This window comes from Bradyrhizobium sp. 604_D8_N2_3, assembly GCF_051810765.1.
Taxonomy (GTDB): Bacteria; Pseudomonadota; Alphaproteobacteria; order Rhizobiales; family Xanthobacteraceae; genus Bradyrhizobium; species Bradyrhizobium barranii.
In genome coordinates, this window is sequence record NZ_JBPWPM010000001.1 from 641,581 (window position 1) to 659,346 (window position 17,766).

Annotated in this window: 18 protein-coding genes; 6 read left to right on the forward strand and 12 right to left on the reverse strand. The window is 65.8% G+C overall.

Features of this window, described 5'->3' with window-relative positions; genetic code table 11:
• Positions 1-6 precede the first annotated feature (6 nt).
• Together AB7245_RS03040 and AB7245_RS03045 are read right to left on the reverse strand one after the other, a co-directional pair.
• Entirely contained in the window at positions 7-882 is an 876-nt protein-coding gene (locus tag AB7245_RS03040) for a branched-chain amino acid ABC transporter permease (protein ID WP_014490434.1), read from the reverse strand.
• 99 nt (positions 883-981) lie between these two features.
• Positions 982-2,316: a substrate-binding protein gene (locus tag AB7245_RS03045; protein ID WP_063980567.1), complete on the reverse strand. Its 1,335-nt coding sequence runs from the start codon at positions 2,314-2,316 to the stop codon at positions 982-984.
• Between the two features lie 251 nt (positions 2,317-2,567).
• On the opposite strand from AB7245_RS03045, the gene AB7245_RS03050 reads away from it, so the two are divergent.
• Together AB7245_RS03050 and AB7245_RS03055 are read left to right on the forward strand one after the other, a co-directional pair.
• Entirely contained in the window at positions 2,568-3,197 is a 630-nt protein-coding gene (locus tag AB7245_RS03050; protein ID WP_187387884.1) for a hypothetical protein, read from the forward strand.
• A 112-nt stretch (positions 3,198-3,309) separates the two neighbouring features.
• Positions 3,310-3,780 carry a MarR family winged helix-turn-helix transcriptional regulator gene (locus AB7245_RS03055; RefSeq protein ID WP_063980568.1) on the forward strand — a complete coding sequence of 157 codons (471 nt, stop codon included), beginning with the start codon at positions 3,310-3,312 and terminating at the stop codon, positions 3,778-3,780.
• A gap of 8 nt (positions 3,781-3,788) precedes the next feature.
• On the opposite strand, the gene prfA is transcribed toward AB7245_RS03055, so the two are convergent.
• The 3 genes from prfA to AB7245_RS03070 all read right to left on the reverse strand — a co-directional run bounded on the left by prfA (position 3,789) and on the right by AB7245_RS03070 (position 8,741).
• On the reverse strand, positions 3,789-4,874 hold the full coding sequence (gene prfA / locus AB7245_RS03060; RefSeq protein ID WP_063980569.1) for a peptide chain release factor 1: 1,086 nt from the start codon (positions 4,872-4,874) through the stop codon (positions 3,789-3,791).
• Positions 4,875-4,928: 54 nt separating this feature from the next.
• Positions 4,929-7,196 (reverse strand): phosphoenolpyruvate--protein phosphotransferase, encoded by a 2,268-nt coding sequence (ptsP, locus tag AB7245_RS03065; RefSeq protein ID WP_063980570.1) that lies wholly within the window; start codon positions 7,194-7,196, stop codon positions 4,929-4,931.
• Between the two features lie 288 nt (positions 7,197-7,484).
• A complete protein-coding gene (locus AB7245_RS03070; RefSeq protein WP_063980571.1) occupies positions 7,485-8,741 on the reverse strand; it encodes an aspartate kinase in 1,257 nt (418 codons plus the stop codon).
• Positions 8,742-8,915: 174 nt separating this feature from the next.
• Here AB7245_RS03070 and AB7245_RS03075 point away from each other — a divergent pair, with 174 nt between their 5' ends.
• The 3 genes from AB7245_RS03075 (at position 8,916) to AB7245_RS03085 (ending at position 11,177) form a co-directional block, all read left to right on the forward strand.
• Positions 8,916-9,383 carry a PH domain-containing protein gene (locus AB7245_RS03075; RefSeq protein ID WP_071908493.1) on the forward strand — a complete coding sequence of 156 codons (468 nt, stop codon included), beginning with the start codon at positions 8,916-8,918 and terminating at the stop codon, positions 9,381-9,383.
• Between the two features lie 14 nt (positions 9,384-9,397).
• The gene (gene ubiG / locus AB7245_RS03080; protein ID WP_354118577.1) at positions 9,398-10,171 is read left to right on the forward strand and encodes a bifunctional 2-polyprenyl-6-hydroxyphenol methylase/3-demethylubiquinol 3-O-methyltransferase UbiG; all 774 of its coding nucleotides are present in this window, start codon (positions 9,398-9,400) and stop codon (positions 10,169-10,171) included.
• A 106-nt stretch (positions 10,172-10,277) separates the two neighbouring features.
• Positions 10,278-11,177: an EamA family transporter gene (locus AB7245_RS03085; protein ID WP_439033884.1), complete on the forward strand. Its 900-nt coding sequence runs from the start codon at positions 10,278-10,280 to the stop codon at positions 11,175-11,177.
• Between the two features lie 44 nt (positions 11,178-11,221).
• Here the strand turns inward: AB7245_RS03085 and AB7245_RS03090 are convergent, their stop codons facing one another.
• From AB7245_RS03090 to AB7245_RS03105, 4 genes are read right to left on the reverse strand one after another with little or no spacing between them, the layout of a single operon-like run.
• Positions 11,222-11,704 (reverse strand): DUF1178 family protein, encoded by a 483-nt coding sequence (locus AB7245_RS03090; RefSeq protein WP_439033885.1) that lies wholly within the window; start codon positions 11,702-11,704, stop codon positions 11,222-11,224.
• Positions 11,701-12,579: a carbon-nitrogen hydrolase family protein gene (locus AB7245_RS03095; protein WP_354246735.1), complete on the reverse strand. Its 879-nt coding sequence runs from the start codon at positions 12,577-12,579 to the stop codon at positions 11,701-11,703. The genes AB7245_RS03090 and AB7245_RS03095 overlap by 4 nt, the downstream gene beginning before the upstream one ends.
• Complete coding sequence (grxC, locus tag AB7245_RS03100) at positions 12,576-12,851, reverse strand: glutaredoxin 3 (RefSeq protein WP_063980577.1); 276 nt, start codon at positions 12,849-12,851, stop codon at positions 12,576-12,578. Before grxC ends, AB7245_RS03095 begins: the two co-directional genes overlap by 4 nt.
• 35 nt (positions 12,852-12,886) lie before the next feature.
• A complete protein-coding gene (locus AB7245_RS03105; RefSeq protein ID WP_354131656.1) occupies positions 12,887-13,696 on the reverse strand; it encodes a ComF family protein in 810 nt (269 codons plus the stop codon).
• Positions 13,697-13,833: 137 nt separating this feature from the next.
• Here AB7245_RS03105 and AB7245_RS03110 point away from each other — a divergent pair, with 137 nt between their 5' ends.
• Complete coding sequence (locus AB7245_RS03110; RefSeq protein ID WP_063980579.1) at positions 13,834-14,700, forward strand: methyltransferase domain-containing protein; 867 nt, start codon at positions 13,834-13,836, stop codon at positions 14,698-14,700.
• Between the two features lie 139 nt (positions 14,701-14,839).
• Here the strand turns inward: AB7245_RS03110 and AB7245_RS03115 are convergent, their stop codons facing one another.
• The 3 genes from AB7245_RS03115 to AB7245_RS03125 form a co-directional block, all read right to left on the reverse strand.
• Entirely contained in the window at positions 14,840-15,250 is a 411-nt protein-coding gene (locus AB7245_RS03115; RefSeq protein WP_439033886.1) for a (deoxy)nucleoside triphosphate pyrophosphohydrolase, read from the reverse strand.
• A 10-nt stretch (positions 15,251-15,260) separates the two neighbouring features.
• Positions 15,261-16,502: a bifunctional glutamate N-acetyltransferase/amino-acid acetyltransferase ArgJ gene (argJ, locus tag AB7245_RS03120; RefSeq protein ID WP_063980580.1), complete on the reverse strand. Its 1,242-nt coding sequence runs from the start codon at positions 16,500-16,502 to the stop codon at positions 15,261-15,263.
• Between the two features lie 100 nt (positions 16,503-16,602).
• Positions 16,603-17,523 carry a peptidylprolyl isomerase gene (locus AB7245_RS03125; protein WP_063980581.1) on the reverse strand — a complete coding sequence of 307 codons (921 nt, stop codon included), beginning with the start codon at positions 17,521-17,523 and terminating at the stop codon, positions 16,603-16,605.
• Positions 17,524-17,766 lie beyond the last annotated feature (243 nt).

Sequence of the window (17,766 nt, forward strand, 5' to 3'; positions counted from 1 at the left end):
AATCGCTTACTCGCGGCCCTGGACGCCGAGCAGGCCATGCGGTCGCACCACGAGCACGAGCGTCATCGCCGCAAACAGCATCACATAGGCGTAGCCGGGGTTGAACATGGAGGTGACGCTGATGATCTCGCCGGCGATCAGGCCGCCGAGGATCGCGCCCGGAAACGAGCCGACGCCGCCGATCACCACCACCACGAAGGTCTGGACCAGGATGTCGTCACCGATGCCCGGTGTCAGCGACACCACCGGCGCATTGACGATGCCGGCAAATCCGGCGGCCATCGCGCCGATGCCGAACACGACCATGAAGACGCGGTAGACGTTGATGCCGAGCGAATCGACCATCACCGAATCCTCGATGCCGGCGCGCACGATCATGCCGAGCCGGGTCCGGTACAGGACGATGAACAGTGCGCCGAGGGCGACCGCGACGATGCCGACGACGGCGAGGCGGTAGGTCGGATAGAACATGAAGCCGAGATTGGTGATGCCCTGGAACAGGGCCGGCGGCGGCACCAGCTGCGACTGGCTCGAGAAGATCAGGCGCACGAGCTCGACGAAACAGATGCCGAGCCCGAAGGTCACGAGCAGCTGATCCTCGTGCGGGCGATGATAGAAATGGCGGATGATGACGCGTTCCATCGCGACGCCGAGCAGCATCACGAACAGCGAGCCCGCGATGACGGCGATGATGAAGGACTCCGTGTACTGGTAGGCGACGAAGCCGGCATAGCCGCCGATCATGAACATCGCGCCATGCGCGAGGTTGAGCACGCCGAGCGTGCCGTAGATGATGGTCAGGCCGGAGCTGATCAGCGCGAGCAGGGCGCCGAGCGCGAGCCCGTTGAAAAGCTGCGAAACGAGGTTGGGCCAACTGATCATGCGACAATCGCCGTTGTGACGCGCGATGGTGCGCGTCAGAAAAAGGTGACGCCGCAGGACCAGAGTGCAGCCCGCGGCGTCACAGGGGTTAGCGCGGGCTCAGCTGTAATCGCCGGGATGGCAGCCGAACGCGTCCGGCTTCTGCATCAGGCCTTCACCGGGGACGATCTCGACGACGTCGTACCAGTCTTCCTTGCTCTTCATGTCCTTCTGCTGCTTGCCCTTCACGATGATCACCGGGCGGACGCATTGGTGATCCTCGGGGCGGTAATGCACGTCGCCGACCAGGGAGGGGATCGTCTCGCCCTTCTCGTAGGCCTTGATCACGTCGGGCGGATTGAAGCTGCCGGCCTGCTCGCACATGTGGGCCCAGTGCGCGAAGCTGACATAGGCGTTCTCGGCGCCCCATTCGGGCTTGTAGCCGTACTTCTTCTCGAAGGCCTCGTTGAACATCTTGGCGAGCGGGAACTTGTCCTCGATCGTCCACCAATAGTCGGTGGCGGCGTACACGCCCTGCATCAGGCCGCCGGTCTCGCGTGCGATGAAGGGCACCTGGTAGGGGACGACCAGCTTCATCTTGTCGAGCACGCCGAACTGCTTGGCCTGCTGGGTCGACAGTACCGCGTCGTGGCCCCAGTTGACGTTGATGAGCACGTCGGCGCCGGAATTCGCGACGTTCAGCAGATATGAGGAGTAGTCGGGCGCGCCGAGCGGTGCGACCTGGTTGGTCACCGTCGTCCAGCCCGCGGTCGCGAGGAAGTCCTGCATCGACTTGGTGACGGTGTGGCCGTAGGTGTAATCGGGCGTCAGGTAGGCGGCCTTCTTGTTCTTGCCGAACTCCCTCACCATCACCGGGCCGATCGCCGCGGCGGCGGTCTGGCCGAAGAAATTCTGGCGGAAGCCGTAGCGAACGCAGTCCTTGCCGGTGGTGTCGTTCGAGCCGGAAATGCCGCACACGAACAGCACGTGTTCGCGCTGCGCGAGCTTGTTGAGCGCGACCGCGACGGCGCTCGACGTGCCGCCGGTGATCATGATCGCCTTGTTCTCGCTGATGAAGCGCTGCTGCGCCTGCACCGCCTCGTTCGGCTTGGCCGCGGAATCCGCGACGCCGAACTTCAGCTCCTTGCCGAGCACGCCCTTGCTGGTCTTCGGCGAAATCTTCTTGATCAGGTCGTGGCCGCTGTTGATGTGCTCGATCGCGAGCTGGTAGCCCTTGAGCTCGTCCTCGCCCTGCACGGCATAGGTGCCGGTGCGCGGGACCGAGATTCCGATGAACGCGGTGGAACCCGAAACGCCGGCGGGATACGAGCCGATCGCCGGCTTGTCCTCGGCAAAGGCCGGCGTCGCGGGCAGCATCGAGCCGCCGATGAGGCTAGCTGTGGTCTGGAGCAGGCCACGGCGCGAGAGGCCGCGGCGGATGAGATCGTCAGTCATGGTCGTTTCCTCCGAACATCGTTCTTGTTTGCAGGCGCAAGCACGACCTGTCCGGCGCCAGCCGGCCTCGCTGGCCTGCTGCGCCGGGCACGTCACATCCGCGTGTAGCTCTTGGCCCTAAGCATTGCTCGTGAAGTCCTTCTGTCAATTTCGTCTTTGGTCGAACGACGAAAATTATCACGTGAAAACATATCGGATCACGATATATATTAGTCTTTGTGAGTACGAGGCTGGCGGGTTCGGCGAGAGAAATGGCGCGGCAGACGACAGTGGCGAGTGCCCGGAAGCGACGATCCTGGCCGCAGGAGGCGGAGCGGCCGGAGGCCGCGTGGCCCGCGGGGGAGGGCAGCGACCAGCGCGCGGCGCCGCAGTCGGGCGATGCCTCCCGCGTGTCCGAGCCGTGCAGCCGGTCAGCCGGCCGGCGCGGACCCGTCGTCGGCTCCGTCCAGGCCAAGGTCCAGGCCAAGCGCGCGCCCGGCCCGATGCAGAAGCTGAGCGTGCGCGCGCAGAATGTTCTGAAGGAGCTTGCGGTGGAGCTCACCGGCGAACAGCCGCCGAAGGGGAATTGGCTGCCGTCGCGCGAGTTGCTGCTCGCGCTGACGGCCGAGCGCCTTGCGACCACGCGCAACTGCGGTCCTCACACGATGCGGGAGATCGTGGATTGGGCCCAGGGCTGCGGCGTGACCATCAAGCCGGTGATACCGCCCGGCGGCTCGCTGTCGCAGATGTGGGCGGAGTTGATTGCCAATGCGTCGGCCGGGGCCTTGACCAGCGCCGAGATCGCCAGCGCGCTCCAGCGCTCGATCAGGCGAAAGAGCGTTCGCATCCCGATCGCGTTTCAGGTCATCCTGGTGAAGATCCTGCTCTCCAGTTTCGAATAGCCCCCGATATTTGTGCATCCGCGGCGCCGCTCGGTTGGTTCCGCCGGTCCTTCCTTGCTAGTCTCGGCAGCGCCCGCCCGCTTCATCGGTGGGCTCGACGTCGCAGGCAGGAATGACTCAATCGAAGCGGAAGACGACGCGTCCCGCGTCCGCGGCGCCCTCAAAGGGCGGCGCGATGCGCGAGGCCGACTATGCGGCGCTCGCACAGTTCCGCTATCAGCTCCGGACCTTCCTGGCGTTCAGCGAAGCCGCGGCCCAGAGTGCCGGCTTGACGCCGCAGCAGCATCAGGCGCTGCTGGCGATCAAGGGGCTGGCCGCCCCTGACGGCGCAAGCGTCGGCGACATCGCGCGCTTCCTCCTGATCCGGCACCATACCGCGGTGGAGCTGGTGGATCGCATGGCGAAGCTGAAGCTGATCGGCCGGGAAGCCGATCCGCAGGACGCAAGACGCGTCCTGGTCAGGCTGACGGCCAAGGGCGAGCAGAAGCTGCGATCGCTCTCGCGCATTCACCTGGACGAGCTGGGTGCCGCCGCGCCCGCCCTGGCCAGGATCCTGCGATCGTTCCGGGCCAAAGCGCGCTGAGGCGCGGTTCAGGCGGCTGCGCCTTGCGCGGCGAGCTGTGCGGCCTGATGCTCGGTGGTCAGCGCGTCGGTCAATTCGCCGAGCGCTTCGCCGGCGATCACCTGCGGCAGCTTGTAGAGCGTCAGGTTGATGCGATGATCGGTGACGCGTCCTTGCGGGAAATTGTAGGTGCGGATGCGCTCGCTGCGGTCGCCGGAGCCGACCTTCTCCTTGCGTTCGGCCGAGCGTGCGGCGTCGAGGCGCTGCTGTTCGGCATCGTAGATGCGCGAGCGCAGAATGTTCATGGCGGAGGCGCGGTTCTTATGCTGTGAGCGGCTGTCCTGCATCATCACCACGATGCCGGTCGGGATGTGGGTGATGCGGATCGCCGATTCGGTCTTGTTGACGTGCTGGCCGCCGGCGCCCTGCGCCCGCATGGTCTCGATCCGCAGATCGTCGTTCTTGATGTCGACGTCGACCTCCTCGACCTCCGGCATCACGGCGACGGTAGCGGCGGAGGTGTGGATGCGTCCCTGCGTTTCGGTGTCCGGCACGCGCTGCACCCGGTGCACACCGGATTCGAATTTCAGCTTCGAGAACGCGCCGCGGCCCTGCACCTCCGCGATGATTTCCTTGTAGCCGCCGACGGTGCCTTCGCTGGCCGAGATCACCTCGACCTTCCAGCCCTGCAAGGCCGCGAAGCGCTCGTACATCCGGAACAGATCGCCGGCGAACAGCGAGGCCTCGTCGCCGCCGGTGCCGGCGCGGATTTCCAGCACCACGTTGCGGTCGTCCATGGCGTCCTTGGGCAGCAGCGCGACGCGAATCTTCTGGACCAGCTCTTCGATTTTAGGCGTCAGCTCGTCGCGCTCGGCTTCAGCCATGCCGCGCATCTCGGAATCCGTCGCGGGATCGGCGATCAGCGCCTCGGTGTCGGCGAGTTCTTTGACCGCAGAACGATACGCCTTCACCGCCTCGATCAGCGGGGTGAGCTCGGCGAGCTCGCGGGTGATCTGCACGTAGCGTTCGGAGGCGAGCTGGCCGAGCGATTCGGCCTCGAGCGAGGCGTGATGCGCGAGCAGGACGTCCAGTTTGGCTTCGGGGAGTGACGACATCGGTTCAGTCTCAAATGGCGGAAGAGGGCGAGGCGGGGGGGGGCGACAGGCCCGCTACAACGCCAGGCCTTCGGCCTCGGCAAATTCCGTCAGCTTCTGCCGGATCGAGACGCTGCCGGAGGGCGCGTCCAGCAGCGGGCCGAGCATCGCTTCGGCCTTCTTCGCGTCGAGATCGATGACCATCGCCTTGACCGGACCGAGCGCGGTCGCCGAGAGCGACAGCGAACGATAGCCCATCGCGATCAGCGCCAGTGCGCCGATCGGCTTGGAGGCCATCTCGCCGCAGAGCGATAACGACTTCTTTGCATCGTTCGACTTCCGCGCGATCTCGCGCAGCACGCGCAGGATCGGCGCCGACATCGTGTCGAAGCGCTCGGAGACTTTCGCATTGCCGCGATCGACCGCGAACAGGAACTGGAACAGATCGTTGGAGCCGACCGAGATGAAGTCGACCTTCTTCAGGAGCTCGTCGAGCTGGTAGAGCAGGGCGGGCACCTCGACCATGGTGCCGATGTCGATCCGCTCCGGCAGGGTGTGGCCGTGCTGGCGCAGATAAGTCAGCTCGCGCTCGACCAGCGCCTTCGCCGAATCGAATTCGGCGACCTCCGAGATCATCGGGAACATGATGCGCAGCGCGCGGCCGCCGCCGGCGCGCAGCAGCGCGCGGATCTGGCCGCGCAGCAGGCCGGGGCGATCGAGGCCGAGCCGGATCGCGCGCCAGCCGAGTGCGGGATTCTCCTCGATCACCGCTTCCATGTAAGGCAGTGCCTTGTCGCCACCGATGTCGAGGGTGCGGAAGGTGACGGGCTTGGTGCCCGCGGCATCCAGCACCGTGCGATAGAGCGCGAGCTGGTCGCTGGTGCGCGGCAGGCTCTGCCCCACCATGAATTGCAGCTCGGTGCGGAACAGGCCGATGCCGGCGCTGCCGGTGTCCTCGATATGCGGCAGGTCGATCGCAAGACCTGCGTTGATCATCAGCTCGACCTTCTGCCCGTCCTTGGTGACGCAGGGACGGTCGCGCAGCGCGAGGTATTGCGCCTGGCGGCGGGCGCGGAAGCGCACGCGTTCGGCGAAGGCGGCTTCGACCTCCTGCGACGGGCGCACATAGATCGAGCCCGAGGTGCCGTCGACGATGATGGCGTCGCCGGGATCGGCGATGCCCGGCGCGTTCGGGACTTCGCCGACCGCGGGGATGCCGAGCGCGCGGGCCACGATCGAGACGTGGGAGTTGGCGGTGCCTTCCTCCAGCACGATGCCGCGCAGGCGCTTGCGGTCGTAGTCGAGCAGCGCCGCCGGGCCCATTGCGCGCGCGATGACAATGGCATTGTCGGGCAGTTGCTCGCGTGAGGGCGCGTGGTCCTGGCCGACCAGCTGCCGCATCAGGCGGTAGCCGAGATCCTCGAGATCGTGCAGCCGGTCACGCAAATAGGGATCGGTGGAGCGCAGCATCCGCGCGCGGGTGTCGGACTGCACGCGCTCGACGGCGGCTTCCGCCGTGAGGCCGGTGGCGACCGCCTCATGCAGCTTGTGCGACCAGCCCTGGTCGTTGGCGAACATGCGGTAGGCTTCCAGCACCTCGCGGTGCTCGCCGCCCTCGGCAACGTCGCCACGCTCCAGCATGCGGTCGAGATCGGCGCGCAGCTTGGCGAGCGCGGTGTCGAGCCGCTTGATCTCCTTCGGCAGATCCTCGGCGATGTAGTCCTTGATGACGACGCGCGGCTCGTGCAGCACGACATGGCCGAGCGCGATGCCTTCCGAGAGGATGGCGCCGACCTTCTGCGCCGAATGGCGCGCGGCCGGCTCCTGGCCCGGCTGGGCCAGCGCAGACAATTCGCCGGAGGCGATCAGCTCCGCCAGCACCATCGCGGTGGTCTGGAGCGCCTCGAGCTCCTCCTCGACATAATTGCGCTTGGCGCGGTTCTGCACCACCAGCACGCCGAGCGTGTTGCCGGCGCGCAGGATCGGCACGCCGAGGAAGGAGTGATAGATTTCTTCGCCGGTCTCCGGGCGGAACGAGAAGGCCGGGTGGCTTTGCGCGTCGCTGAGATTGAGCGGGGTCGCCTCGCTGGCGACGAGGCCGACCAGGCCCTCATGGGCGCTCAGCACGGTGTGGTGCACCGCCTCGCGGTTGAGGCCTTCGGTGGCGTAGAGCTCGAGCGTGTTGTCAATGCGCAGCACATAGACCGAGCACACCTCGGCCACCATATTGGCGGCGATCAGCACCACGATCTTGTCCAGCCGCTCCTGGGCCGAGACCTGCTCCGCCATGGTTTCGCGGAGCCGTCTCAACAAGACGCGGGGACCTCCCGACGCGCTCCGCATGAACCGTCAATCTCCTCCGTCTGCCTGGCCCGGCGGTATCGGCCGGCGGCTGGCCCAAAATTCCAGAAAAACAACCAAATTGTTCGTCCGGCGCAGGCACAAACACAAATCTACTCAAGATTTAGCGCTTGCACCGAATCAGCGCCGCCTGAACTGGGACACAGTCTGCGGCAGCCCACCCTGTTCGCCGTATAGCGAATTGAGGCTTGTTTTGCCAAGCAAAACGCCTGCCAAACGCGAAGGTGTGTACACCTTCGCGTTTGCTGCGACCGCTAAGAGAAAATTCGTCTAGGCCTGATCGAGACCGTAGAGCGTGTGCAGGGTGCGTACTGCGAGCTCGGTATAGGCGGTGTCGATCAAAACCGAGAATTTGATCTCGGAGGTTGTGATGGCCCGGATGTTGATATTCCGTCCGGCGAGGGCCGAAAACGCCTGGGCGGCGACGCCGGCATGGCTGCGCATGCCGCTGCCGATTACCGATATCTTGGCGACGTCGGTGGCGGTATCGAGCCGGGCATAGCCGATCTTGCCTTTGGCGGCCGTGATCGTGTCCTTGGCACGGGTGTAGTCGGCCGCCGGCACCGTGAAGGTGAGATCGGTGGTCTTGCCGTCCTCGGAGACGTTCTGCACGATCATGTCGACGTTGATGTTGGCATCCGCCAGCGGGCCGAAGATCGACGCTGCCACGCCGGGCTTGTCCTCGATCTGGCGTACCGAGATCTGGGCCTCGTCCTTCGAAAAGGCAATGCCGGTGACGACGTGGCTTTCCATGATCTCCTCCTCGCTGCAGATCAGCGTGCCGGGCGGCTGGTTGGCATGCGGGTCGATATCCTCGGGCTTGTCGAAGCTCGAGCGGACGAAGATCGGCATGTTGTGGACCATGCCGAGTTCCACCGAGCGGACCTGGAGCACTTTTGCGCCCTGGGAGGCCAGTTCCAGCATGTCTTCGAACGCGATCTTGTCGAGGCGGCGGGCCTTCGGCACGATTCGCGGGTCGGTGGTGTAGACGCCGTCGACGTCGGTGTAGATGTCGCAGCGGTCGGCCTTGACGGCGGCGGCGATCGCCACGGCCGAGGTATCGGAGCCGCCGCGGCCGAGCGTGGTGATGCGATTGGTCTCGGGATTGATGCCCTGGAAGCCGGCGATGACCGCGACCTCCTTGCGCTCCCGGAAGCGCTTGATGATCTCGCTGCCGTCGATGTCCTCGATCCGGGCCGAGGCATGGGCGTCGCTGGTCTTGATCGGGATCTGCCAGCCCTGCCAGGAGCGGGCCTGGATGCCCATGCCCTGAAGCACGATGGCGAGCAGGCCCGACGTCACCTGTTCGCCGGAGGCGACAACGGCGTCGTATTCGCGCGCGTCGTGCATCGGCGAGGCCTCGGTGCACCAAGCCACCAGCTCGTTGGTTTTACCGGACATCGCCGAGACGACCACGGCCACTTCATGGCCGGCGTCGACCTCACGCTTCACATGGCGTGCGACGTTGCGGATACGTTCGATATTGGCGACGGACGTGCCGCCGAATTTCATCACGAGGCGGCTCATGACGACGCGTGCATTCCCTCATAAGGATCAGTATGGTGACCCGCACCGGACGGGTGCCGGCGGACACCGACCGCGCGTATACATAGCGGCGGGGCCGGGGGCAAGCGGGTTCCTGCGGGGGCAGGGTAAGGTCCGACCTAAGGTCTGGCTTGGGGGTATGGGTTAACCGAGATCATGGCGCGTTATATCGACGAGATCCTGCAACCGGGCGAGCGGGTGCTGTATTCGACCAATGCGCACTGGATCTTCTATTTTCCGGCCATCGTGGCCTGGATCGTGGCTCTCGCCTTTCTCGTCCTGATGCCGCAGGCCACGGCCGATGGCCTCAGGGTGCTGTGCCTCATAGCCGCCGGCGTCGTAGCTCTGGCCGCCCTTTACTGGACCATCAAGGGCTGGTTCCATCGCTTCACGACCGAGACCGACGTCACCAACTTGCGGGTTGTGCACAAGACGGGGTTCATCAAGCGCCGGACCTTTGAAATGGCGCTGGACAAGGTCGAGAGTGTCGACGTCGACCAGTCGATTCTTGGACGTATTCTCAACTACGGCGACGTGACGATTCGCGGCGTTGGCGAGGGGATCGAAAAGATCACGACCGTCGACACGCCGCTCGCCTTCCGTAGTTCGATCACCACGCGGTAGGACCGCGCCTAACCATGAGCATGCAGCAAAATACTTCCGCAACCGCAAGCCCGCAGCCGGGCTCGACCGTCGACGCCGCCGAGATCGCGAAATTCTCGAAACTTTCGGCCGAGTGGTGGGATCCCAACGGCAAGATGGCGCCGCTGCACCGGATCAACCCGCTGCGGCTCGGCTACATCCGCGACGCCGCCTGCCGCAAGTTCGAGCGCAACGTGCGCAGCCTCAACTGTCTTGGCGGCCTGCGCGTGCTCGACATCGGCTGCGGCGCCGGCCTGTTGTGCGAGCCGCTGTCGCGCCTCGGCGCCCAGGTCATCGGCGTTGATCCCTCGGTGAGCAACATCGCCGCCGCGAAGCTGCACGCCGACAAGAGCCATCTGTCGATCGATTACCGCTGCACCACGGTCGAGGAGATCGACCCGCGCGAGCGCTTCGACATCGTGCTGGCGATGGAAGTGGTCGAGCACGTCGTCGATGTCGGCGTTTTCCTCAAGCGCTGCGCGGCGCTGCTGAAGCCGAACGGGCTGATGGTGGTCTCGACGCTGAACCGGAACTGGAAGAGCTTTGCGCTCGCCATCGTCGGCGCCGAATACGTCCTGCGCTGGCTGCCGCGCGGCACCCATGAATGGAACAAGTTCGTCACCCCCGACGAGCTGACGAAGTATCTTTTGGACAACCGTCTCGTCATCACCGAGCAGACCGGCGTCGTCTACTCACCCTTCGCCGACAAATGGGCCCTCTCGTCGGATATGGACGTGAACTACATGGTCGTGGCGGAAGGGATGGTGTGAGGGGTACGCGAGGCGCGAGCATCGCACCCATGACGTGGGCGTGATTGACCTGCTTCGCCGCTAGCGGCAGGTTGGCCACGGCTTCCCCTCCTACCGCTCCACCCGCATGCTCACCATCGCCAGCCTCTGGATTCCCTTCACCGTCATTGCTGCGCTAGGCCAGGTCGCGCGCAATGCGATGCAGCGGTCGCTGACGAAGCCGCTGGGGACCTGGGGCGCGACCAATATCCGCTTCCTGTTCGGCTTCCCGTTCTCGCTGCTGTTTTTGGGCGTGGTGCTGGTCGCGACCGGTGATCACCTCGGCATGCCGCCGACCGTGTTCTGGCCCTGGCTGTTGCTCGGGGCGCTCAGCCAGATCGTTGCGACCGGGCTGATGCTGCTCGCGATGAACGATCGCTCCTTCGTGGTGACGACGGCCTACCTCAAGACCGAGGCGATCCAGACCGCGATTTTCGGCTTCGTCTTCCTCGGCGATCATCTCACCTGGCTCAAGGTGCTGGCGATCGTGATCGCGACTGTCGGCGTCGTCATCACGGCCCTGCGGCCCGGCGGCGAGAAGAGCTTTGCCGAGCTGAAGCCGACCATCACCGGTCTCGTCGCGGCTGCGGCGTTCGCGTTGTCAGCGGTCGGTTTTCGCGGCGCGATCATCAACGTGCCTGATGTCTCCTTCGTGACGGCGGCGTCGTTCACGCTGGTGCTCGGTCTGTTCGTGCAGACGCTGGTGCTGACGATCTATCTGCTCTGGCGCGCGCCAAAGGTGCTCCAGTCGATCCTGGGATTGTGGAAGCCGTCGCTGCTCGCAGGCTTCATGGGCGCGTTCGCCTCGCAATTCTGGTTCCTGGCCTTCGCGCTGACGGCCGCCGCCAACGTCCGCACGCTCGCTTTGATCGAGGTGCTGTTCGCGCAAGGCGTGGCGTATTACTCGTTCAAGCAGCCGATCGCGCCGCGCGAGATTTTTGGTATCGCGCTGATCGTGGTTGGAGTCGCGTTGCTGGTGGGAGTTTAGCCGCACCCACCGTCATGCCCGGCCATGACGGAAAGCGCGAACTGTCAGTTCCTATCTTCCGGGAGCGTCGGCAGCGGCGACACCTCGATGCCTTCGTCGATCAGCGACTTGGCCTCGTCGGGCGAAGCCTCGCCATAGATCGGACGGTGCTCCTTGTCGCCGTAATGCATCGCGCGGGCTTCGTTCGCAAAGCGCTCGCCGACATTGTCGGCGTGCTTGACGATGTGATCGCGCAGCTCCTTGAGCTTGGCGCGCAACTCGCGCTCCTGCGCCATCATCAGCGAGGTCGGTCCCGACGGCGCAGCCTCGGGCGCAGGCGTTGAGGCCGGCTCCGGCGGCGGCGTCGCCCGTCCGCGGCCCTTCTTGCCGATGATCCGCGGGGCCATGATCGCCTTCTCGACCTTGGCCGAGCCGCAGATCGGGCAAGTCACGAGCTTGCGCCTCACCTGCGAATCATAAGCCGACGAGCTCTGGAACCAGCTTTCGAATGCGTGGCTTCGGTCGCAGTGGAGCGCGTAGCGGATCATGCCGATCCCCGCACTAGGTGGAGATGGTCCGGCCCGGCCTTGGGATCGGCGACGCCGAAGCGGCGGCCGTGCTGGAGCGAGGGGATCGCGCGGCGGGCAGTCTCGACCTTGGCCGGGTCGATCTTGGCCATGATGATACCGGGCTCGACATCGCCCTCGGCGAGGATCTCGCCCCAGGGATCGATGATCAGCGAGTGGCCATAGGTCTCGCGCTTGTTCTCGTGCAGGCCGGCCTGTGCCGCTGCGAAGATGAAGCAGCCGGTCTCGATCGCGCGCGAGCGCAGCAGGATGTGCCAATGCGCCTCGCCGGTCTTGCGGGTGAAGGCCGACGGCACCGTGATAAAATACGCGCCGCTCTCGGCCAGCGCGCGGTAGAGCGCGGGGAAGCGCACGTCGTAGCAGATCGTCAGCCCGACGCGACCCCAGGGCAGGTCGGAGATCACGGCGGTCTCGCCCGGCTGGTAGTTGGCGGATTCGCGATAGCTCTCGCCGTCCGGCAACTCGATGTCGAACATGTGGATCTTGTCGTAGCTCGCGAGCACATTGCCCTCGGGGCCAATCAGGAAGGACCGATTGACCGCCTTCTCCGGCGAGAAGCGCAGCGCCAGCGATCCGACATGGATGTGGATCTTCAGTTCGGCCGCGAGCGCGCAATAGGCCCTTAGCGAGGTGTCGTCCTCTTCGCTCTGGAGGTGCTCGAACAGCGCCTTGCGGTTGAGCTGCATCATGTTGCTGACTTCGGGCGTCTGCACGTAATCGGCGCCATCGGCCGCAGCCTGCCGGATCAGTCTGGTGGCCTGCGCGAGGCTCGGCTCGGGCATCAGGCCGGTGCGCATCTGGATCATCGCGGCGGTGAAGGTGCGATCCTCGCTCATGACACCGCCTTTACGCTTTCGAGCAGGCCGTCGAGCTTGCCCTCGCGGTCGAGCGCATAGAGCTCGTCGCAACCGCCGACATGGGTTCCGCCGATCCAGATCTGCGGGAAAGTCGAGCCCCCGCCGGCGCGGTCGTACATCTCTTCGCGCCAGGACGGGTTCCTGGCGATGTCGAACTCCGTGAAGGTTGCCTTCTTGCGGGTCAGCAGCGATTTGGCGGCGGAACAATAGCCACAGCCCGGCCTGGTGTAGATTTCGACAGCGTCGGTCATGTCGTGTGGCGCTCTCATGTCATGAAGTCATTGAATTATATGGGACGGGGGCCGCTCTCGACAACCCGGGCGAACACCAGCACGTCCACCTGGGCCGCCTTGGCGCGGAGCAGGGCCCGCGCACAGGCGTCCAGCGTCGCCCCCGAGGTCAGAACATCGTCGATCAGGACGATGCGGCGGCCCTGGATTTCCGCCTGGCGGTCGGGGGATACCTGGAATGCGCCCTGCACATTGGTGGCGCGCTGGGTCCGCGACAGGCCAATCTGCTGCTCGGTGGCGCGCACCCGGCGCAGTACTTCACCGCGCACCCTGACACCGCTCTGCCGCGCGATGATGCGCGCCAGCGCCCCGGACTGGTTGTAGCGGCGCCGCCACGCCCGGCGCCAATGCAGGGGCACCGGCACCAGCATGTCGGCTCCGGTGAGCAGTTCGGCGCCCGCGCGCGCCATCCAGCGGCCCATGGCCGGCGCCAGATCGGTGCGGTCCTGGTATTTCAGCGCATGCACCAGCGTGCGCGCGACGTCGTCATAGCGCACCGCCGCGCGTGCGCGCTGGTAGGCCGGCGGGCTCGCGATCGCCTCCATCGACAGCATCTCGGGGCCGGGATCATAGACGAAGGGAATGCCGAGCCGCGGGCAATAGGGCCGTTCGATGAACGACAGCCGCGCCCAGCAGGCCGCGCAGACGCCCTCGCCATCGACGGGCTCGCGGCAGGACACGCACAGTGTCGGCAGCGCGATGTCGAGCGCGAGCCGTGCGGCGCGCGACAGCACGTGGCGGCCGGCCGTCCATGCGGCACGCAACGGCGCGGCGATGGAGCGGGTGGGGGCGGCGTCGGCTTCCATGGGGAGAGGCTAGCGTTCTGTTTACGGGGGCTCAAGCCACACTCTCGCGCCCCGGACGCAGCGCAGCGCTCCCGGCTATGCGAAGCATCGTCCGGTGCGGTGCGCTGTAGAGCCGGGACACGAGAGAGGAGATTGCCATGGCGGTCGTGATCGGCGTAACCAGCGGCATGGCCCAGAACCCGCAAACCCCGCCCGCTCTGTTCGATCGCGCATTGCTGCATGCGCGGCAGCGGCGCGCACATGCGCAGGGCGAGGTGACATTCCTGCTCGATCGTGTTGCAGAGGACATGACCGACCGGCTGGCCGCCGTGATGCGGGAGTTTCACGCTGCGGCCGATCTCTGGACGCCCGGAGAGGGGCTCACGGGGCCGCCATCACTTCGGCGGATCGCGCTCGACGAAGCGGGCGCGGAAAAACTGCCCTTTGCCCCGGAAAGTCTCGACCTCGTCGTCTCGGCGCTGGCGCTGCAATTCGTCAACGACCTGCCGGGGGTGCTTGCGCAGGTGCGGCGTGCGCTGAAGCCGGACGGATTGCTGCTCGCAGCGATGATCGGCGGCGACAGTTTAACGGAGCTGCGGCAGGCATTTGCCGCGGCGGAGGCCGAATGCGACGGCGGCGTGTCGCCGCGCGTGGCCCCGTTCGCGGATTTGCGCGACATCGGCGCGCTGTTGCAGCGGGCGGGCTTTGCACTTCCGGTCACCGATGTTGACCGCGTGGTGGTGCGCTACGCCAATGCGTTTGCGCTGATGCAGGATCTCCGCCGCATGGGCGCGGCCAATGTGCTGATCGAGCGGCGGCGCACGCCGACGCCCCGCGCGACGCTGCTGCGGATGGCCGAAATCTACGCCGAACGCTTTGCGGATGCCGACGGCCGCATCCGTGCGACATTCGACATCATCTGGCTCTCCGGCTGGGCCCCGCATGCGAGCCAGCAGCAGCCGCTGAAGCCGGGGTCGGCCAAGGCGAGCCTGGCGGAGGCGGTGAAGAAGGCGGGGAAGGAGTGATCCTCATGGTGAGGAGGCGCGTAAGGCGCGCTTAGCGGACGATGCTTCGCATCGCCGCGAGAACCATGCAGGCCCCGCTCTTGCCGTGTGGCCATCCTTCGAGACGCGCGTGCCGCGCTCCTCGGGATGAGGTCCGTACTCACATCAGCAAGTCGATCAGATGCGGGATCAGCGGGATGTCGGCGGGCGGCATCGGGTAGTCGCGCAGCTTGTTGGCGCGGACCCAGGCCAGGGTCTGGCCTTCGCGCGGGGTGACCAGCCCCTCCCAGCGCCGGCAGATGTAAAGCGGCATCAGCAGGTGAAAGGTCTCGAAGCCGTAGCTCGCAAAGGTCAGCGGCGCCAGGCACGGTTCGGCGACGGTGATGCCGAGCTCTTCGTGCAGCTCGCGGATCAGGCTCTGCTCCGGCCGCTCGCCGGGCTCACACTTGCCGCCGGGGAATTCCCAGAGGCCCGCAAGCGTCTTGCCCTCCGGGCGCTGCGCGATCAGGACGCGCTTGTCGGCGTCGACGAGCGCGCAGGCCACCACCAATGTCAGTTTGAGATCGGCCATCGGCGTTCGCTTAAGACCTGTAATCCCCGTTGATCGCGACATACTCCTTCGTCAGGTCGCAGGTCAGCACGCGGTCGCGACCCTTGCCGAGGCCGAGCGAGACCTTGATCGCGATTTCCGGGGCCTTCATCGCTTCCGACACCTGCGCCTCGTCATAGGACGGATCGCGCGCGCCGCTCTTGGCGACGCGGATGCCGTTGAAGGAGATCGAGAGCTTGTCGCGATCGGCCGGCTCGCCGGCCTTGCCGACCGCCATCACCACGCGGCCCCAATTGGCGTCCTCGCCGGCGATTGCGGTCTTGACCAGCGGCGAGTTCGCAATCGACATCGCGATCTTGCGCGCCGACGCCTTGGTCTTGGCGCCTTCCACGGTGATCTCGACCAGCTTGCGCGCGCCTTCGCCGTCGCGGGCGACCTGCTCGGAGAGATTGGCGAGCACCTGGTTGAAGGCTTTCACGAAGGCCTTCAGGCGGGGATCGCTGGCCCGGCTGATTTTTGGTGCGCCGTGCTCTGCGGCGGCGCCGGTGGCGAAGGCCAGCAGCGTGTCCGAGGTCGAGGTGTCGCCGTCGATCGTCACCGCGTTGAAGGTGTCCTCGACGCCGCTCTTGAGCAGGGCTTGCAGGGCGGCCGGCGCGATCGGCGCGTCGGTGAAGATGAAGGACAGCATCGTCGCCATGTCGGGGGCGATCATGCCGGCGCCCTTGGCCATGCCATTGATGGTGACCTTGGCCTTGCCGAGCTTGACGGTCGCGGTCGCGACCTTGGGGAAGGTATCGGTGGTCATGATCGCCTTGGCCGCGGCGAGATAGTCGCCGGGCTCGGCAGTCTCGGCCAGCCGGCCGAGCACACCGTCGAACTTGGTCGCGTCCAGCGGCTCGCCGATCACGCCGGTCGAGGCCAGGAAGATCTCACCCTCGCTGCATCCGACCGCCTTGGCCGCGATCTTCGCGGTCAGCGCGGTGGAGCTGCGTCCGGTCTTGCCGGTGAAGGCATTGGCGTTGCCGGAATTCACCACCAGCGCGCGCGCCTTGCCGCCCTTCAGCTTGGCGCGGCACCATTCCACCGGCGCGGAGGGGCATTTCGACTTGGTGAAGACGCCCGCGACCGCGGTGCCCTTGTCCATTACCGCCAGCAGCACGTCGGTGCGGTTCTTGTAGCGGATGCCGGCTTCGGCCGTCGCAAGGCGGACGCCCGCGATCACGGGCATGTCGGGGACAGTTTTGGGGGCGAGCGGGGAGACGGAGGAGGACATCGGGGCGCCTTGGTGAGGTCTGGATATGCAGATGGCCGGGCATTTGCCCGGCCATTGCGACGTTAGATACTATTGGCGTCCGCGAAGTGACAGCGAATTCTTACTTCTTCGCGGGGGGCGCCATCTTGCTGTCGGACGGCTTGGCAGGGTCGGCCGGCTTGGCATCCGGTTTGGCATCCGCTGCCGGCTGGTCCGTCCGCTCGACCTTGGCTTCCGCGCGGAGTTTGGCGACGTAGTCGGCCTGGGCCTTGCGGGTGACGTACTGCTCGATCTGGGCCTTGACCTGCTCGAAGTCCGGCGCCTTGCGGTTGCGCTTTTCCTCGACCTTGATGATGTGCCAGCCGAACTGCGACTTCACGGGATCGGAGATCTTGCCCGGCTCCAGCGTGAAGGCCACGGCCGAGAACTCCGGCACCATCTGCTCCTTGGTGAAGAAGCCGAGGTCGCCGCCATCGGCGGAGCCCGGATCCTTGGACTTCTTCTTGGCGAGTTCGGCGAAATCGGCGCCCTTGTCGAGCTCGGCCTTCACCGCCTTGGCCTCGTCCTCGGTCTCGACCAGGATGTGGCGGGCGCGGACCTCCTGCTCGCCGGTGATCTGCTTGGAGGCCTCCTCATAGACCTTCTTCATGGCGTCGGGGGTGGTGGCGGCCTTGCCCTCGTTGGCGAGCAGGCTGTCCATCAGCAGGCGGTTCCGGGCGAACGCCAGGCGCTTCTTGAACTCGTCGCCGTCGGCGACCTTCTTGTCCTCGGCAGCCTTGCTGACGATCTTCATGTCGATCAGGAAGGACAGCACGTTCTCGTCCTTGGTCGCCGGGTCCATCTGGGCGAGGCTCGCCCCGAGTTCCTCCTCGGCCATGGCAACGTCGCTCTTCTTGATTTCCGCGCCATTGACCTTCGCCAGCACCGGATCGTCGGCAGCCCGGCCGGGACCCGCGATCAGCGCCAACGCAAGGCAGCCCACGAGGGCGGTGGCGAGGCCGAAGCGCAGGCCGGTTTTGGTTACCGGGAACGAGGTGGTCATGGAAAATCCTTTTGTTGAAGCAGGGGGCTGCTCTAGCGGGGCGGACACTCGCCCAATTCAGGGGGGCTTGGCAACGCGAAAAGTCTGTCAAAATGATGAATTAGCCGCAATGCGCCCGCCGTTGACAAGGCCCTGACCGGGCCATATCTCTGCCCGGTCGCGACCATGGCGATGGCGTTTATTTTGCTGCGTTTTTGGCCGTTGAACCCAGACTTGCCCAATTCCCACCCATATGGCGGATGA

Bases quoted from the DNA above. Each gene is read 5' to 3' on its own strand.
- AB7245_RS03075 (WP_071908493.1), top strand. From the start codon at position 8,916: ATGGCGCGTTATATCGACGAGATCCTGCAACCGGGCGAGCGGGTGCTG.
- AB7245_RS03050 (WP_187387884.1), top strand. From the start codon at position 2,568: ATGGCGCGGCAGACGACAGTGGCGAGTGCCCGGAAGCGACGATCCTGG.
- ptsP (WP_063980570.1), bottom strand. From the start codon at position 7,196: ATGCGGAGCGCGTCGGGAGGTCCCCGCGTCTTGTTGAGACGGCTCCGC.
- prfA (WP_063980569.1), bottom strand. From the start codon at position 4,874: ATGTCGTCACTCCCCGAAGCCAAACTGGACGTCCTGCTCGCGCATCAC.
- AB7245_RS03040 (WP_014490434.1), bottom strand. From the start codon at position 882: ATGATCAGTTGGCCCAACCTCGTTTCGCAGCTTTTCAACGGGCTCGCG.
- AB7245_RS03085 (WP_439033884.1), top strand. From the start codon at position 10,278: ATGCTCACCATCGCCAGCCTCTGGATTCCCTTCACCGTCATTGCTGCG.
- AB7245_RS03090 (WP_439033885.1), bottom strand. From the start codon at position 11,704: ATGATCCGCTACGCGCTCCACTGCGACCGAAGCCACGCATTCGAAAGC.
- argJ (WP_063980580.1), bottom strand. From the start codon at position 16,502: ATGTCCTCCTCCGTCTCCCCGCTCGCCCCCAAAACTGTCCCCGACATG.
- AB7245_RS03115 (WP_439033886.1), bottom strand. From the start codon at position 15,250: ATGGCCGATCTCAAACTGACATTGGTGGTGGCCTGCGCGCTCGTCGAC.
- AB7245_RS03110 (WP_063980579.1), top strand. From the start codon at position 13,834: ATGGCGGTCGTGATCGGCGTAACCAGCGGCATGGCCCAGAACCCGCAA.
- ubiG (WP_354118577.1), top strand. From the start codon at position 9,398: ATGAGCATGCAGCAAAATACTTCCGCAACCGCAAGCCCGCAGCCGGGC.
- AB7245_RS03055 (WP_063980568.1), top strand. From the start codon at position 3,310: ATGACTCAATCGAAGCGGAAGACGACGCGTCCCGCGTCCGCGGCGCCC.
- AB7245_RS03095 (WP_354246735.1), bottom strand. From the start codon at position 12,579: ATGAGCGAGGATCGCACCTTCACCGCCGCGATGATCCAGATGCGCACC.
- AB7245_RS03045 (WP_063980567.1), bottom strand. From the start codon at position 2,316: ATGACTGACGATCTCATCCGCCGCGGCCTCTCGCGCCGTGGCCTGCTC.
- AB7245_RS03125 (WP_063980581.1), bottom strand. From the start codon at position 17,523: ATGACCACCTCGTTCCCGGTAACCAAAACCGGCCTGCGCTTCGGCCTC.
- grxC (WP_063980577.1), bottom strand. From the start codon at position 12,851: ATGACCGACGCTGTCGAAATCTACACCAGGCCGGGCTGTGGCTATTGT.
- AB7245_RS03105 (WP_354131656.1), bottom strand. From the start codon at position 13,696: ATGGAAGCCGACGCCGCCCCCACCCGCTCCATCGCCGCGCCGTTGCGT.
- AB7245_RS03070 (WP_063980571.1), bottom strand. From the start codon at position 8,741: ATGAGCCGCCTCGTGATGAAATTCGGCGGCACGTCCGTCGCCAATATC.